Here is a 14289-nt window from a genome sequence, read left to right on the forward strand (position 1 = left end):
ATCTGTTTGCACGTTCGGTGCAAAATTTTTGCGCCGCACACCGGCCGGAAACGCCCCGGTACGTGCAGCGCCGGGGCGAGGGGCTCAGTGGCGGCGCAGTGCGCCCAGTCTGAGCAGCACCATGTTCAGCTCGCGCTGAAGCAGCTCACGCCGTTCGTCATCGGGGTGCCGTGCAAGCGCTTCCCGCAGATCGGCCAGTTCCTTGCGCAGTCGCACCTCGGGCGGGGTGAATCCGGCGTTCTTGAGCACCCGGTTGATCATGCGCTGTTCGCCGGACAGAAAGAGTTCGTCGTCGAACACGAGCGGACGCCCCGCGCCGGGCAGGTTGTCCAGCTCGCCGCGACGGATTGCGTCCGCGATGCGCTGTTCGGCGAGGATCTCGAAAATCGACATCGGCGTAAGGCTCAGACCCGGTAGCTGATCTCGTGGCCGGTGTCCGGGTCGGTACAGGTCACGGTGGCGGTGCGGAAGTTCAGGTCCACAAATACCAGCGCACTGTGTGGGCCATTGCGCCAGCCCATCGAGACGCTGGAGTCGTTCGAATAATGCAGTTCGAATTCGCCGTCGAAGGCCGGGTGCGTCGAGCGCAGCTCCATCAGCTTGCACTGGCGCTGGGCGACTTCACTGCCGAGGGCTGCGACCGCTTCGTCCACGGTGTAGTAGTGGCGGTTGATGTCGCGCGCCTCGCCGGTTTTCTCCATCAGCTCGAAGTCGTTGCGACCGGCCAGCAGGCCGACGTAATAGACCTGCGGGATGCCGGGCGCGAACATCTGGATCGCGCGCGCCGCAATATAGGCGTCGTCATTGCACTGCACGGCTTCGAAGAAGGTGCAGGTGAGCTGGTAGATGGCGCCGACGCTGTGGGCATTGGCCGCCGAGCGGCGCAGGATGGGGTCGGCGCTGCGGTCGGAGACGTTCTTGATCACCGCTTCGACGTGGTAGCGCGGCAGGATGTCCTCGACGTCGGGGATGCAGATGCCGTCGTGGGTGTCGAGCACGGTGACCTGATTGTGCGGGCACATCCGCAGCCAGGACTTGAGATAGCTGCTGTTGAGGTCCATCAGCGCGTGCAGTAGCAGGGGCGGCAGGGCGAAGGCGTAGGCCCACATGCCGCGGCGGGCAATCGCGTACTGGTAGCTCGGGTGGTCGTGGACTTCGGGCATGATTTCGATGCCACGTTCGGCGGCGGTCTTGCGGAACCATTCCAGAATGCGCCACACGTCCGGTTCGACCAGGAAGCAGCTGGTGCCGATCTTCTTGGTGGTGTAACCGAAGGCGTCAAGTCGCAGCAGCTTGACACCACGTTCGCCGAGGAAGGTGATGGTGTCGGTCATCATCGCGTAGGTTTCCTCGGCATTGTAGTCGAGGTCGATCTGGCTCTCGCTGAAGGTGCACCACACGCGGCCATGCGTGCCGTCCGCGAAGGTGACGTCGCGGAAGGGTTCCTTCTCCTTGCGGATGTGGATCTTGGCGAGATCGTCAGGGCCGATTTCGCCCAGCGCATCGACATCGACGAACAGCGCCGCAAATTCGGAGGCCTTGCCCTTCTTCTTGAAGTCCTGAAACTCACGCGACTGATCCGAGATGTGGTTCAGGATCAGGTCGAGGCAGACGTCGTAATGGCTTGCGATGCGCTCAACGTCCGCCCAGTCGCCGAAGACCGGATCGATCTCCTTGTGCGTCAGGGGCGAGAAGCCGCCGTCGGCATTCGACGGAAAGGGGGGCAGCAGGTGCAGTCCGCCGATCGCCTTGCCCAGATGCTGTTCGATGAAATCGGCAAGATCGTTCAGGTGGGTGCCGATCCGGTTCGGATAGGCAATGAGCTGCACCTTGTTTTTGAGCGCCATGCGAACTCCTTCGGCTGGTGGCCTGCTGATGGGGACAGTGCACGCCGATCGGGCTGGCGAGGGTGTACAAAATACTGAGGAGCATCCGGGGGTGCAAGCACGGCGGCCCGGCCTTGTGTGACGCATGTCATGACACGGTTCGAGGGCATGGCCCGCAGGTCGCAAAACCCCTTCTGCAGAACGGGATTCAGGGGCATGGGGAACTTAGCCCGGATTGGGCACCCTATAATCGTCACCCCGGACGTGCGGCGCAGGCCGCCCGACCACCTTCAGACCCCTCTTTCTGGATGCCCGCATGCTGCGATTGTTTGTTTCGTCCCTTTTCATGGTGCTTGCCCTTGCCGCCTGTAATCAGCAGGTGGAGGATACCGGGCCGGGGCAGCCGGTGAAGCATCGCCAGGACGCGTTCAAGGCGATGCTCCGCGCGTTTGAGCCGATGGGCGTCATGCTTCGCGACAAACAGTACGACGCCGGGAAGTTCGCCGAGCTGTCTGCCGATCTGGTGGCGCGCCGGGAAGCCCCGTGGGCCTACTTCACCGCCGATACGCTCTATCCGCCGACCAAGGCCAAGGCCGCGGTGTGGGAGCGCGCAGATGAATTCGAGCGCGAGCGTCAGACCTTCTTCGATGCGACCGACGCGCTGCTTGCCGCGGCACAGACGCGCGAGCTTGAGCAGGTCGGGCCCGCTTACGAAAAGGTGTACGACAGTTGCAAGTCCTGCCACAACGACTTCAAGAAAAAGTGAGTCGATGAAGGTCCGTCGCGGCCCTGTGCCGGGCCTTCTCCACTGATGGCGTGATTCGCGGCTGAGCTCAGGTCGTCACAGTTTTGACCGGCATCGCCTGTCCACGCCCTCCAATGTGCGGCCCCTGCGGGCTTGGGGTTTGCCAGTCCGCGGCTTCACTTTGGTGGACGTTGTATTTGTGCACAAATTAATGTTTTCGGTCTCGTGAAAACATAAATCCACTGCATTTGCGTGAATTTATGAAATATGATGTGCGGGTTGTGCCGCGCGGCACACCGCAGTCATGAGGCAGCAGGGCATTGATGCGCGCATACCAGAAACGATTCACGAACGGCCCGGCCCCCGGGCGCCTGAAATCCCGGTCAGATCCATGCTGAAGCCGGGCCGCATTGCCATCTTTGTGCTGTTTTGCCTGCGTCGTGTGCGTGTCGCAGCGATGCGGTCGGCGCTGGCGTCCGGCCTCCTGTGGATTGCATTGATGAGTGTGTCGCCCGCCCATGCGCAGGGCGTCGCGCTGGACAGCCTGACGTCCGAACCACTCGGGCGTGCGGGTGCCGTGATGCTTGAGCATGGCGGTGCGTTCTCCGCGGAGGAGGCCCTGGAACTGCAGCGGCAGGGCGCGTTCGAGCGTCCCGGGGTGGCGGTTCCCAAGTTTGGTATCGGATCGCAGCCGGTGTGGTTTCACCTGGCCGTCGACAATCGTGGCGGTCATGCCGTGTCCCGGCGACTGCTGGCGGGAGCATCCTGGATCGAGCGCCTCGACGTCTTCATCGTGCGCGGCGGGGTGCCTGTCTCGCAGTGGGTTGCGGGCGATGGCGACGCGAGCCGCCGTCATCCGCTGGGCAGTCTGGGCTACGCCTTCGATCACGACTTCGAGCCGGGAATCACCGAGATCCTGTTGCGTGCCGAGACCGCCGACCCGCTGGTGTTGCCGGTTCGCCTGTTGAGTCCGGATGCCGCGACGGCGGCAATGCGCTTGCAGGACTACGGCTACGGCATGGTGTATGGCTTCCTGCTGGCGCTGATTGCCTACAACGCGATGCTCTACGCCGGACTGCGGGACAGCAGTCACCTGAACTACGCGCTTTATCTCGCCACCTTCATCCTGCTCAATATCTCCTACTCGGGGCGCGGCTATGAATGGCTGTGGCCGGAGAGTGTCATCTTCCAGCAGTACGTCACGCTGGTGCTGATGGTGCTGTTTGGCTGTGCCGGGCTGCGCTTTGCCTCCAGCTTTCTTGAGCTCGGACGGCTGCATCCGCAGGCCGAGCGTGGTGTGCGCGTCCTCATGCGGATCGGGTTGGGGGCCATTGCACTCACTGTCGTCATGCAATCGCAGGCTGCGGCAGCGGTGGTGGCGTTTGTTTTCGTGCTCGCTTTCTCGGTGCTGATGGTCGGGCTCGGCGTGCTGAGCCTGCGCCACGGGCGGCGGCCGGCCAGTTATTTCCTGGCCGGTGCGGTGGTGGCGATGGCGGGGGCTGCGGTGACCGCGACGAGTGTGTGGGCCGGCTTGCCGTACTCCGAAGCCTTCTTTCATGCCGCGGAACTGGGCATGGTGCTCGAGGGCAGCCTGCTGGCGCTGGCCCTGGCTTACCGCATGCGCCTGGTTCAGGCTGCACGCACCGAGGCCGAGCATCTGTCACGCATCGATCCGCTGACCGGCTTGCTGAACCGGCGCGCCTTTCTCGGCCTGGCCGAGGGGGTGTGGAGTACGGCGGTGCGCAAGGGGCGCCCGCTGTCGATCATCCTGATCGACCTCGACCATTTCAAGGCAATCAACGATACCTACGGGCATGAAACCGGTGATCGGGCGCTGATGGCGGTTGCCGGCGCCCTGAACCGCAACTGCCGGCGCGGAGACATCTCCGCACGGTGGGGCGGCGAGGAGTTCATCCTGCTGTTGCCGGAAACCAGTGCGGAGCAGGCCCGCACAATGGCCATCCGCCTGCTGTCGGATATCCGCGCCATGTCGGTTGCGGATCAGGTCGGTGCCGCCTGTCTGTCGGCCAGCCTCGGGGTTGTCGAGCGCAGGCAGCATGAGGTGCTCGAAGCCCTGATCCGCGAGGCCGACGGTTGCATGTACGAGGCCAAGCGCGCCGGACGCGGCTGTGTCTGCGGCGTGTCGCCTGCAGGCGGGGACGCCGCGCTCGCAGCCGATTGACTGCCGCGGTCCGGACGTTCTTGCTGCGCGCCCCTTGGGGCAGCAGACTCAGCCCAGTGGCTTGATGAAATAGCTCATGATCGTTGCCGATGCCTCGCCATCAGCCAGGATTGCAGCGGTCCATTTCGGGATGGCTTGTGCCGCCCAGATGACAAACACCGCAAGCACGATCTTGCGGCCACGCGTCATGGCGTGAAGACGCTCCATCACCTCGGCTGAAGCGCCGTGTTCCTTTGTCTCTCTCATTGCCCGCTCCTTGCTCGACGCCGGGTTTGACCCGGTCTGGATGCAACTGCCCGGCAGGTCCGGACCTCGCCTTGTGTGGCAGATGCATGTTGGAGAAGGAGCCTTTGCGGATCTTCAGTCCCGCGCACGAGCCTGCGGGGTGTCGCCGATGCCGGGCCGGCTTTTCTCCATCCATCCAGCGTAGTCGGTGCTGGCGGAGTTTCAAGGCGAGTCTTGCGGGGCGGGCGGGCTCAGTCCCACATGCCGCGCATTTTCGCGGCCAGATCGAGTGCAGCCTGACGCGATGCGGGCGTGCCGCGCAGTTCCGGAGGCGGTTCCGGCCAGGTGTGCTGTTCGAAGTGCGGCAGCAGGCGGTTGGGAATGAAGCGGGTGCGCCCGGCATACACATGACGGTCGCCCATGCCCTGCTGCTGGGTGACATAGAAACGCTGCGGCACGATGAGGTCGAGGTGGTCCTTTGCGCGCGTCATGCCGACATAGAGCAGGCGGCGCTCTTCTTCGATCTCGGCCGTGTGGCGGGTGGCGATGTCGGACGGAATGCAGCCATCCACCACGTTGAGCACGGTGACTGCATTCCATTCCTGACCCTTGGCCGAGTGCAGGGTGGACAGGATCAGGTAGTCCTCGTCGAGCAACGGCATGCCGGCTTCGTCGCTGGTGGCGCTGGGCGGGTCGAGCGTAAGCTCGGTGAGAAAGCGCTGCCGGCTGGGATAGGTGGCGGCAATGCGGCCGATCTGCTGGATGTCGCCCTGGCGCACGGCCGCATCGTCGTACAGGCGTGGCATTTGCGCTTCGTACCAGCGGCAGGCCAGCTCGAAGCTGGTCGGCCACGGTGCATCGTCACGGCCGAGGTGTTCGACCAGCGCGGCGAACTCGTTCCACGCCTGCTGAGCCGCATCGGGTACCGGCTGTTCGGCGAGCAGGGCGCAGCCCTCGGGCGCGGTACACACGTTGTCGAGGATGCGACCGGCGGTCTTGGGGCCGATGCCGGCCAGCAACTGCACGACCCTGAAACCGGAAACGCGGTCGCGCAGGTTCTCTGCCCAGCGCTGCAGCGCGAGCACGTCCTTGACGTGGGCGGCTTCGAGAAACTTGAGCCCGCCGAACTTCACGAAGGGGATGTTGCGCCGGGTCAGCTCCATCTCCAGCCGGGCGCTGTGGCTGGCGGCGCGGAACAGCACCGCCTGCTGCTTGAGCCGGATGCCTTCCTCACGGCGGGCGAGCGCGCGTTCGACCACGTAAGCGGCCTGATCGGCATCGTCGCGCACCGACACCAGTTGCGGCCGGGCGCTGCTGTCGCGCTCGGACCACAGATCCTTGCTGTAGCGCTCCGCCGCCTGCGCGATCACCGCATTGGCCGCGTCGAGGATGGGGCGGGTGGAGCGGTAGTTCTGTTCCAGCGTCACGCGATGGGCGGGCGGCTCGAAGCAGGCGGGAAAGTCGAGGATGTTGCGCACCGTGGCGCCGCGAAAGGCGTAGATCGACTGCGCATCGTCGCCGACCACGGTGAGGCCACGCCCGTCCGGCTTCATGCCCAGCAGGATCTCGGCCTGCAGGTGGTTGGTGTCCTGGTATTCATCCACCAGCACATGCTGGAACAGGCCGCCGACCTCTGCTGCCAGCGCCGGATCGGCCACCATGTGCGCCCAGTACAGCAGCAGGTCGTCGTAATCGAGCACCTGCTGCGCCTGCTTGGCGGCGACGTAGGCGCGGAACAGGGCTTTCAGGTCGTCCGCCCACTCTGCGCACCACGGAAAGGTCGATTGCAGCACGTCCTTCAGCGGCGCACGCGTATTGACCACTGCCGAATAGATTGCGAGACAGGTGTTCTTCTGCGGGAAGCGTTTGCTGCGTGATGAGAGCCCCGCCTCGTGACGGGCGAGGTTCATCAGGTCGGCGGAGTCTTCGCGGTCGTGGATGGTGAATGCTGGGTCCAGCCCGATGCGCCCCGCGTACTCGCGCAGCAGGCGTGCGCCGATGCCGTGGAAGGTGCCCGACCATTGCAGGCTGGCTTGCGCCAGCCAGGGCGTGTCGGCTGCCGCCTGACCGAGAATGCGTTGCACCCGCCGTCCCATCTCGTCCGCTGCGCGGCGCGAGAAAGTGAGCAGCAGAATGCGTCCAGGGTCGGCTCCGCCGACGATCAGGCGTGCAACACGGTGGGCCAGGGTGTTGGTCTTGCCCGAGCCGGCACCGGCAATGACCAGCAGCGGGCCGGGAGTCTCGTTGCTGCCGTGACCGATGCCAAATTCCACCGCTTCGCGCTGGGCGGGGTTGAGGCGGTCGAGCCAGTCTGAAGGCGTGGCGGACGGAGTCTGGGAATGGGTCATGACTGTAATTCTATCCAGTTCCACGCCGGCTTTGGTGCTCGTCCTGCTCTGCAAACGTCAGCAAATTGATTGCACGCGTTGCTGCGCGTGCCTTCCCGGCTCAGGCCGGGGTGTCTTTTGATCGGGTCGCTGACGATGGGACGACCGGATCGAAGGGAAACAGGCCCGCCCGAAAGCTCTTTGCCATGAATTCGGCGCGGCCGATGGCGAGCTTGGCGGTTTCGGGGGGCAGGATCTCTTCGGCGGCTTCGCGGAACAGCGCCAGCCACTGGCTGAAGTGCTCGCGTGTGATCGGCAGGCGCATGTGCACCGGGAATGGATGGCCGGCGTAGCGCTTGGTGCCGAGCAGGGCGTTGGACCAGAAGTCGGTAACGATGGCGAGGTGGTGATCCCAGTCACCGACGGCGTTGTTGAACACCGGGCCGAGGTCGTCATCCAGCCGGGCCCGATCGTAGAAAACCTGCACGAGTTCGGCGATCTGGGCTTCGGTGACGGCAGGTGCTTCGGACATGATGGTTCTCTTGAGGACGGGTTTCTGCATCGGGAAATATAGCCGATAAGCGGAGCGGCCACTTTTCTGCGTGACCCTGGCAGATGTGCTTCGGCGTGGCCGCGTACTCAGACGCGTGTGCTCATCCCCGCGAACTCGAGCAGATCGTCGATGAACGCATCGCGCTTCCACAGGTGCGGGGCATGATCCACGCCCTCGTAGATGTGCAGTTTCGCGTTCGGCAGATGGCTGGCCACGTACTCGGCGGTGGCGGTCGAGTAGAAATTGCTCTCGCCGCCGTAGATCAGCAAGGTCGGAATGTTCATCTGTGCCAGCACCGGGCGATAGTCGGCTGCGGTCAGGCTGTCCCAGCAGGCGATCAGGGGGGCGGGTGCCAGCTTTCGCAGGCGCTGACGCATGGCCTGGATGCCCTCGGTATTCTCCGCATAAGCCTGTGCAGCCGCTGCGTTCCGGCCGTCTGCCACCAGGCGCAGTACCGCTTCGGCAAAATCCTTGCGTAGCGCAGCCATGAAGGCTTCATTGCGCTGCGCGTCGAAATCGCCATAGACACCGAGAGTCCAGTTCAAGTCGGTCAGCAGGCGTGGAGACTGGTCGAGAATGACTGCACCGCCCAGTCGCTCGCAGCCGAAGTCGCGCACGTACTGCCACAGCGTGAGCGCGCCCATCGAGTGACCGACAACAACCGCGTCGCGCGCATCGTAGTGTGCCAGCAGGAGGTGCAGATCCTGCGCCATCCGCTGCACGGTCGGCACCGTGGTGGTCAGCGGCGCGTGCCCGCCGTGGCCACGGGCGTCCCAGCGAAAGATGCGGAAGTGCGCCGCCAGCGGCTCGATGAAAGGCGTCCAGTCGCGGTGGCTCGAGGTCCAGCCGTGCAGCAGCACCAGCGGGCGCCCCTGGCCGGAAATGCGCAAGTGGATGGTTTCGCCGTCGTCGGCGGTCAGCGTGTCCATGGAGCAGGATTATAAGGGCTGCATGCGTATGGACTGTTACGTGATCACCGTCAGCCTCGAACGACTGAAACTCGACGGCCTTTTGCGGTGCTGGCGATCGGCAGCAGGGACGGTAGATGAAGACCGCCGGGCACCATCGTCCGCTGACGCGACCTGAAACCAGAGCCCCGAACAACGATGCGCTGCTGCCCTATTCGGACGCATCCGCGCAAATTGCTAAGATGGTACGAAAATTCCGGGGAGCGAGGATAATGTGGATGGCATGCTTTCGGAATATAGGGTTACTTGTCGAGGTCAATCATGGTCAGCCAAACCAGTCCCCAAATGCCGGTTGCCATCTATCAATCTGCCGACGGCTCAATTGCGACCGAAGTGCGCCTGGAGGGTGAAACGGTCTGGCTGACGCAGGCTCAGCTTGGGCTGCTATTCGGTAGAGAGCGTTCGGTGATTTCCAAGCACCTGCGTAACGTATTTGTCGAGGGTGAGCTTGAGGCAGAGTCAGTGTGTGCAAAATTTGCACATACTGCCAGTGACGGAAAAACCTATCAGGTCGAGCACTACAGCCTCGACGTCATCATCTCCGTCGGCTACCGGGTCAAATCACCAGAAGGCACCCGCTTCCGCATCTGGGCCAACCGCATCCTCAAGGATTATCTGGTGCGGGGTTATGCGCTGAACCAGCAGCGGCTGGCGCAGCAGCAGGAAAACATCCGCCAGCTGGAACGTACGCTGAGCCTGTTCCAGCAGAACCTGATCGAGCAGGCCAGCCTGCCGGAGGCGCGCGGGCTGGTGAGTGTGATCGCGGGTTACGCCCGCACCTTCGTGCTCCTCAATCAGTTCGACAGCGAACGCCTGCCGCTCGGCGACTTTGCGACGACGATTCACTATGAAATCCGCGAAAATGAAGCGCTGGCCGGCATCGCTGCGCTGAAGGCGGATCTGTTGGGACGCGGCGAGGCGTCGGCGCTTTTCGGCAACCAGAAGGACGACAGCTTTGCCGGCATCCTCGGCAACATCCTGCAATCGTTCGGCGGCGAATACCTGTACCCGAGCATCGAGGAGCAGGCGGCGCACCTGCTCTATTTCGTCATCAAGAACCATCCCTTCACGGATGGCAACAAGCGCATTGGCGCCTTCCTGTTTATCTGGTTCCTGCAACGAAACCGGCACCATCTGAAGTCGGATGGCGAACTGAAGATCAATGACAACGCGCTGGCGGCGATTGCACTGTTGGTGGCGCAGAGTGATCCGGTGCAAAAGCGACTGATGATTCACCTGATCATGAATCTGATCCGAGGCTAATTCCGTATGAACGCAAGCGCATCGTTTGCCTCCCGTGTCCGGCGCTTCTGAATCACGCTGTGCGACGCAGGGGCGAGCCATCGCGACTGTCTGCAGCAGCTGATTTGTCTCATGTTCCTTAAAGTGGTTGACGAGGCCGGTCGGCCGCCCCGCAGCCGCAATATCGGTATCTCCAACTCCCTTGCCGGGTCAGCCTGAAGGTGGCGCACGGGGCTGCGCTGATCGCGGAGCAGGCGGGCGAATTCAGACCCGTGCCAGCAGCGCCTCGAAGCCCGGATAGTTGTCGCGGGTCAGGCCGTACTTGCTGGCGCTGGCGCTGCGCGTTCCGCTTCTTAGCGCGTCGATGAAGGCTGCAGGGTCGGTGATCCAGCTGCCGCCGACGAAGGTGACGCCGCGGGCGAACAGGGCGTCGGGCAGGCAACCGGCGCTGGGGCCGATCATTGCGAACCAGCGTGCCTGGCGGCAGCAGCCGAGCATCCGGTCGAGGGTGTCGTTGAGCAGGAGCGTGCTGGTCGAAACCACCTTGGTGCAGGTGGCGAGTGCTTCGGCGTCGGTCGTGACCCGGTAGCCTTCATGCTCGCCCGCGAGCTCGGCCTTGAGTTCGACCACGGTCAGCCTGGCACCGGCCTCGATGATGCGGCCGAGGAGGGGCTTGAACAGGCCGATCATGCCGATCGCTTCGCCTGGCGCGGGCTGCAGGCTGCCGATGGAGTCGGTGCTGTCGTCAGGGCGGAAACCGGCGCGGTCGTACAGGCAGCGGGTCAGGGCGTTGGCGGCAGCAAAGCCGAGGGTCTTGTCGATGCCGCTGCCGCTGGCGTAGCGCCGGGCGAGGTCGAGCGCATCGGTGCCGGTGAGGGCCGCGTGCTTCGGGTGTGCGTGCAGATGCGCGAGGGTGTCGTCGAGCAGCACGTAGGACAGGCCGAGCGAACCATCGTCCAGTTCGATTGCGCAGAACTCGCCACGGCCATCGTTGTTGGGCTGCGCGGGCGGCAGGTGCAGTGCGCGGATGCGGGGCAGCGGGCTGCGGGCCGCGAAGCGTTCGAGCTGGGCGAGGTAGTCGTCCGCAAAACGTGCGGGCTTGGCGGTGGTCATGTCTGTTCCTGATCCGGAAGGTGCTCGCCGCGGTGCAATCCTGCACGGACGGCGGCAGAGGCGGTGTCGCCGGCAACGGTCGAGCGACGGTTTTCGGGGCTGCGCAGCGCCCCGGGGAAGTACATTGCGGTGAGGCTCTTGGAATGAACCGGCGAGTCGGCATCCGATGCGCCGAAGCGACGCCAGTCGCGCACCCACAGGACGTCGTCGGCCAGTTCGAGCAGGCCGATGGTTTCGCGGTCGCCGATCAGGATGGCCTGAACGCGCAGGCCCAGCGTCGTCTTGGCCTGATCGAGGCGGCTGACGACATCGGCGGTGGCGCCGAATGCCCCGTCCGACGCCAGCAGCAGATCGGCCTGGCGCCATTGTGCGGCATCGAGTTTTTCGATCGCCCGCTCCAGTGGACCACAGATGTCGGTGCCGCCGCGAAAGGTCTGTCCGAGAAAGCGGATCAGGCGTTCGATGCCGCCGGCGTCGACGCCGAGCTCCATTTCCACCAGCTCGTCGGGGCCGCCGAACGCAAACACATGGCATGCGCGATGTTGCGCGTGGGCGCTGCGCACCGCTTCGAGGACAGTGGCCTTGGCAACGGCCTCTGCGCCACCCTGCATCGAGCCCGAGGTGTCGACGCAGATCAGCATGGGGCCCATCTCCATGCGTCGGTCCGGCGCAGGCTGCGGTTGCGGACGCAACACGGGTGAGCGGTGCTGGTGAACTTCTGCCATGCGGTCGTCGTCTTCGTACGCGAGCAGGGTGCGTTCGGCGCGGCGGGCGTGCCACACCAGGCGCAGACGCGGGTGGCCGAGCAGCATGGCTTCGGCCGGCAGCATGCGGGCGATGCGGTCCGAGCGCTTGATGCCGCGGGTTTCGCCGGGCAGGTCGGGCACATGCACTGCATGCGGCTGCGGGTGTTGCGCAAGCGCCCGTTCCATGACCGGCACCGTGCGCTGGCTGCGGCGCTCGGGTTCGTCGGTCTGGCGGCTGCGCCCCAGCTGCCGGATCAGGCGACCCAGTTCGGGCAGGCGTTCGAGCAGTCGGCGGATGCGCAATACCTCCTGCCAGCCCTCGCTGCGCAGCTGGCCGCAAATCATGTCCCAGCGCAGGTTCTGGTCGCCATCGGGCAGCATGCCGAAGACTTCCACCAGTTCGTCGATGTGGCCGCAGCGCTCCTGCCAGTCGGCAGCAAAGGCGTCGAGCGCCATGGCGGTGGCGGTGTCCTCGTCTGCACCCCGGTCGCGATAATCGACGATCAGGTCGAGGTGGAAGAGGATGCTCATCACCACGGTCACACTGAGGTCGCGTTGCCCGCGGCAGTAGCCGGGCAGGCCGAGCTGCGCCATGGTGGTGGCCAGGGCGGCGGCAAGCGGCGGTGGTGGCCACGGCCACGCGGCGGGCGGTGGCAGGCAGCCGGCAAGCAGACTGTCGACGAGCAGGCGCAGGCCCGACAGCCGGGCCTCCAGCGTGCCCTGCGCATTGGTCATGCCGCCCAGCCACAAGTTGCGCGCCAGCGCGTCGAGCGCGGCCAGGCGCTGTTCGCGGGCCTCGAACAGCAGCGGGCAGGGTGCAGGCGCGCTCATGCGTCGTGTTGCAGCGGCACGGCGACCGGCTCCGGCGCCGTGCCGTGGTCTTCGCCCTCGGGCAGGCGGGGCAGGCGGGTGAAGCCTTCGCGCGTCGCGGCGGCGCGCTGGCGCAGGTCTGAAAGCGCTTCGGCGACCGCCGACAGGTTTGCATCGACCCGGTCTGCCAGTTCGCTCTCCAGCCACAGACTGGTGCTGCGGTAGGCGGCGAGGTGCTGGCGCTGTGCGGCCAGTTCTTCGGCATAGCCTGAGATGCGTTCGATGAGGTCGTCGATCTGGCCGGTGCGGGCGGCGATGTGGCGGGCACCGTAACGGCGCTGGCGGCTGTAGCGCATGCGCAGCGCGCCGGCGCCGCCCTTGGCATCGCCCACTTCGTCGGCGAGCTCGGTGGCGGAGAAGCGCAGACGGCCGGACGCGTCGTAGTCGAGGTCGTTGGCCTTCAGCTCGGTGTCGAGCTGCGCTTCGAAGGCTTCGACCACACGGGTTAGGCGTGGCGGCGAGAAGCACTCGTTCACGCCGATGCGCGTCTGCAGCCAGGTGCCGACGGCAGCCTGGCGGGCAGCGTCGGGCGCGGTGCACCAGGGCAGCAGGAGCAGATCCCACAGCGCCACCGCCGTGCGCCCTTCGCACGCGGCCGCCACGCGCAGCAGCCACACGGTCTTCACCCAGCGGCGGTCGGAAACGCAGGTCTGCAGGCTGGCCAGATGCTCGCGCAGTTCGGTCAGAATCGTGCTCGCCGCGTGCGGCAGCGTCACCGCCGCAGCCTGTCGGGTGAGTGCAGTCAGCGCGTCTGCGTCAAGGCGAAGCGCCGCTGGCGGGGCTGTCCAGTCGGCCTTGTGCGCGGTGTCGAGCAGTTGGGCGAAGCCGTCACGGCTGACCGGCTCGACCGGCACCCGCAGCAGGAACCGATCGAAAAAGGCTTCGGCGACTTCGTCCTCCGGTACTTCATTGGTGGCACCGACGACGCTGATCAGCGGGCAGTGCTGGCGGCCGGCGCCGTTGTCGAACTCGCGCTCGTTGAGCAGCGTCAGCAGCGCATTGAGGATTGCGCTGTTGGCCTTGAACACTTCATCGATGAAGGCAATCGAGGCGTCGGGCAGGAAGCCCGCGGTGTGACGCTCGTAGCGGTCTTCCTCGAGGGCCTTGATCGACAGTGGGCCAAACAGCTCTTCGGGTACCGAGAAGCGGGTGAGCAGGCGCTCGAAATAGCGTGCGTTGGCAAACACCGTGTGCAGGCGCCGGGCAAGCTCGCTCTTCGCCGTGCCGGGCGGGCCGATCAGCAGACTGTGTTCGCCGGCGAGTGCCGCGAGCAGGGTGAAGCGTACCGCGCGTCGACGCTCGATCAACCCGCTTTCGAGATGCGAGAGCAGGTGCGACAGGCGATCGCGGGTGCTGTTCGAGTCATGCGCAAGGGACTGATCCATGGAGAAATCCTAGCACCCGGATGTGTGGTGTGCCTTGATCGTGACCAAGTCGCGCACGGCAGGACGGCGGCGGTGCCGCCATTGCCTGATGCAGACACCGCGTCGGC

General features: G+C 65.1%; 12 protein-coding genes. 3 read left to right on the forward strand and 9 right to left on the reverse strand.

Going from position 1 to position 14289, the window contains the following annotated elements; all coding sequences use genetic code 11:
- Window positions 1-84 precede the first annotated feature (84 nt).
- A complete protein-coding gene (locus CEW87_RS07960; protein ID WP_108972200.1) occupies window positions 85-393 on the reverse strand; it encodes a DUF1992 domain-containing protein in 309 nt (102 codons plus the stop codon).
- Between the two features lie 11 nt (window positions 394-404).
- Window positions 405-1847: a sucrose phosphorylase gene (gene gtfA, locus CEW87_RS07965; RefSeq protein WP_108972201.1), complete on the reverse strand. Its 1443-nt coding sequence runs from the start codon at window positions 1845-1847 to the stop codon at window positions 405-407.
- A 295-nt stretch (window positions 1848-2142) separates the two neighbouring features.
- Between gtfA and CEW87_RS07970 the strand changes: the two genes are divergently transcribed.
- Both CEW87_RS07970 and CEW87_RS07975 read left to right on the forward strand, forming a co-directional pair.
- On the forward strand, window positions 2143-2592 hold the full coding sequence (locus tag CEW87_RS07970; RefSeq protein WP_108972202.1) for a c-type cytochrome: 450 nt from the start codon (window positions 2143-2145) through the stop codon (window positions 2590-2592).
- 370 nt (window positions 2593-2962) lie between these two features.
- A complete protein-coding gene (locus CEW87_RS07975; RefSeq protein WP_159098114.1) occupies window positions 2963-4753 on the forward strand; it encodes a diguanylate cyclase in 1791 nt (596 codons plus the stop codon).
- Window positions 4754-4801: 48 nt separating this feature from the next.
- Here the strand turns inward: CEW87_RS07975 and CEW87_RS07980 are convergent, their stop codons facing one another.
- The 4 genes from CEW87_RS07980 to CEW87_RS07995 form a co-directional block, all read right to left on the reverse strand.
- The gene (locus CEW87_RS07980; RefSeq protein ID WP_108972204.1) at window positions 4802-4999 is read right to left on the reverse strand and encodes a hypothetical protein; all 198 of its coding nucleotides are present in this window, start codon (window positions 4997-4999) and stop codon (window positions 4802-4804) included.
- 230 nt (window positions 5000-5229) lie between these two features.
- Window positions 5230-7326, reverse strand: coding sequence for an ATP-dependent helicase (locus tag CEW87_RS07985; RefSeq protein ID WP_108972205.1), 2097 nt, complete (start codon window positions 7324-7326; stop codon window positions 5230-5232).
- A 100-nt stretch (window positions 7327-7426) separates the two neighbouring features.
- Window positions 7427-7837 (reverse strand): group III truncated hemoglobin, encoded by a 411-nt coding sequence (locus CEW87_RS07990; protein WP_108972206.1) that lies wholly within the window; start codon window positions 7835-7837, stop codon window positions 7427-7429.
- Window positions 7838-7944: 107 nt separating this feature from the next.
- A complete protein-coding gene (locus CEW87_RS07995; protein ID WP_108972207.1) occupies window positions 7945-8787 on the reverse strand; it encodes an alpha/beta fold hydrolase in 843 nt (280 codons plus the stop codon).
- A gap of 300 nt (window positions 8788-9087) precedes the next feature.
- Between CEW87_RS07995 and rhuM the strand changes: the two genes are divergently transcribed.
- The gene (gene rhuM, locus CEW87_RS08000; RefSeq protein ID WP_108972208.1) at window positions 9088-10089 is read left to right on the forward strand and encodes a virulence protein RhuM/Fic/DOC family protein; all 1002 of its coding nucleotides are present in this window, start codon (window positions 9088-9090) and stop codon (window positions 10087-10089) included.
- A gap of 243 nt (window positions 10090-10332) precedes the next feature.
- Here the strand turns inward: rhuM and CEW87_RS08005 are convergent, their stop codons facing one another.
- Genes CEW87_RS08005 through CEW87_RS08015 form a run of 3 tightly spaced genes read right to left on the reverse strand, consistent with a single transcriptional unit; the run spans window position 10333 to window position 14182 of the window.
- On the reverse strand, window positions 10333-11181 hold the full coding sequence (locus CEW87_RS08005) for a Rossmann-like domain-containing protein (RefSeq protein WP_108972209.1): 849 nt from the start codon (window positions 11179-11181) through the stop codon (window positions 10333-10335).
- Window positions 11178-12758: a VWA domain-containing protein gene (locus tag CEW87_RS08010; RefSeq protein ID WP_108972210.1), complete on the reverse strand. Its 1581-nt coding sequence runs from the start codon at window positions 12756-12758 to the stop codon at window positions 11178-11180. Before CEW87_RS08010 ends, CEW87_RS08005 begins: the two co-directional genes overlap by 4 nt.
- Complete coding sequence (locus CEW87_RS08015) at window positions 12755-14182, reverse strand: AAA family ATPase (protein ID WP_108972211.1); 1428 nt, start codon at window positions 14180-14182, stop codon at window positions 12755-12757. Before CEW87_RS08015 ends, CEW87_RS08010 begins: the two co-directional genes overlap by 4 nt.
- Between the last annotated feature and the right edge of the window lie 107 nt (window positions 14183-14289).

The sequence above is a fragment of the Parazoarcus communis genome, from assembly GCF_003111665.1.
GTDB classification, from domain to species: Bacteria; Pseudomonadota; Gammaproteobacteria; order Burkholderiales; family Rhodocyclaceae; genus Parazoarcus; species Parazoarcus communis_B.

Bases quoted from the DNA above. Each gene is read 5' to 3' on its own strand.
- CEW87_RS07960 (WP_108972200.1), bottom strand. From the start codon at position 393: ATGTCGATTTTCGAGATCCTCGCCGAACAGCGCATCGCGGACGCAATC.
- gtfA (WP_108972201.1), bottom strand. From the start codon at position 1,847: ATGGCGCTCAAAAACAAGGTGCAGCTCATTGCCTATCCGAACCGGATC.
- CEW87_RS07970 (WP_108972202.1), top strand. From the start codon at position 2,143: ATGCTGCGATTGTTTGTTTCGTCCCTTTTCATGGTGCTTGCCCTTGCC.
- CEW87_RS07975 (WP_159098114.1), top strand. From the start codon at position 2,963: ATGCTGAAGCCGGGCCGCATTGCCATCTTTGTGCTGTTTTGCCTGCGT.
- CEW87_RS07980 (WP_108972204.1), bottom strand. From the start codon at position 4,999: ATGAGAGAGACAAAGGAACACGGCGCTTCAGCCGAGGTGATGGAGCGT.
- CEW87_RS07985 (WP_108972205.1), bottom strand. From the start codon at position 7,326: ATGACCCATTCCCAGACTCCGTCCGCCACGCCTTCAGACTGGCTCGAC.
- CEW87_RS07990 (WP_108972206.1), bottom strand. From the start codon at position 7,837: ATGTCCGAAGCACCTGCCGTCACCGAAGCCCAGATCGCCGAACTCGTG.
- CEW87_RS07995 (WP_108972207.1), bottom strand. From the start codon at position 8,787: ATGGACACGCTGACCGCCGACGACGGCGAAACCATCCACTTGCGCATT.
- rhuM (WP_108972208.1), top strand. From the start codon at position 9,088: ATGGTCAGCCAAACCAGTCCCCAAATGCCGGTTGCCATCTATCAATCT.
- CEW87_RS08005 (WP_108972209.1), bottom strand. From the start codon at position 11,181: ATGACCACCGCCAAGCCCGCACGTTTTGCGGACGACTACCTCGCCCAG.
- CEW87_RS08010 (WP_108972210.1), bottom strand. From the start codon at position 12,758: ATGAGCGCGCCTGCACCCTGCCCGCTGCTGTTCGAGGCCCGCGAACAG.
- CEW87_RS08015 (WP_108972211.1), bottom strand. From the start codon at position 14,182: ATGGATCAGTCCCTTGCGCATGACTCGAACAGCACCCGCGATCGCCTG.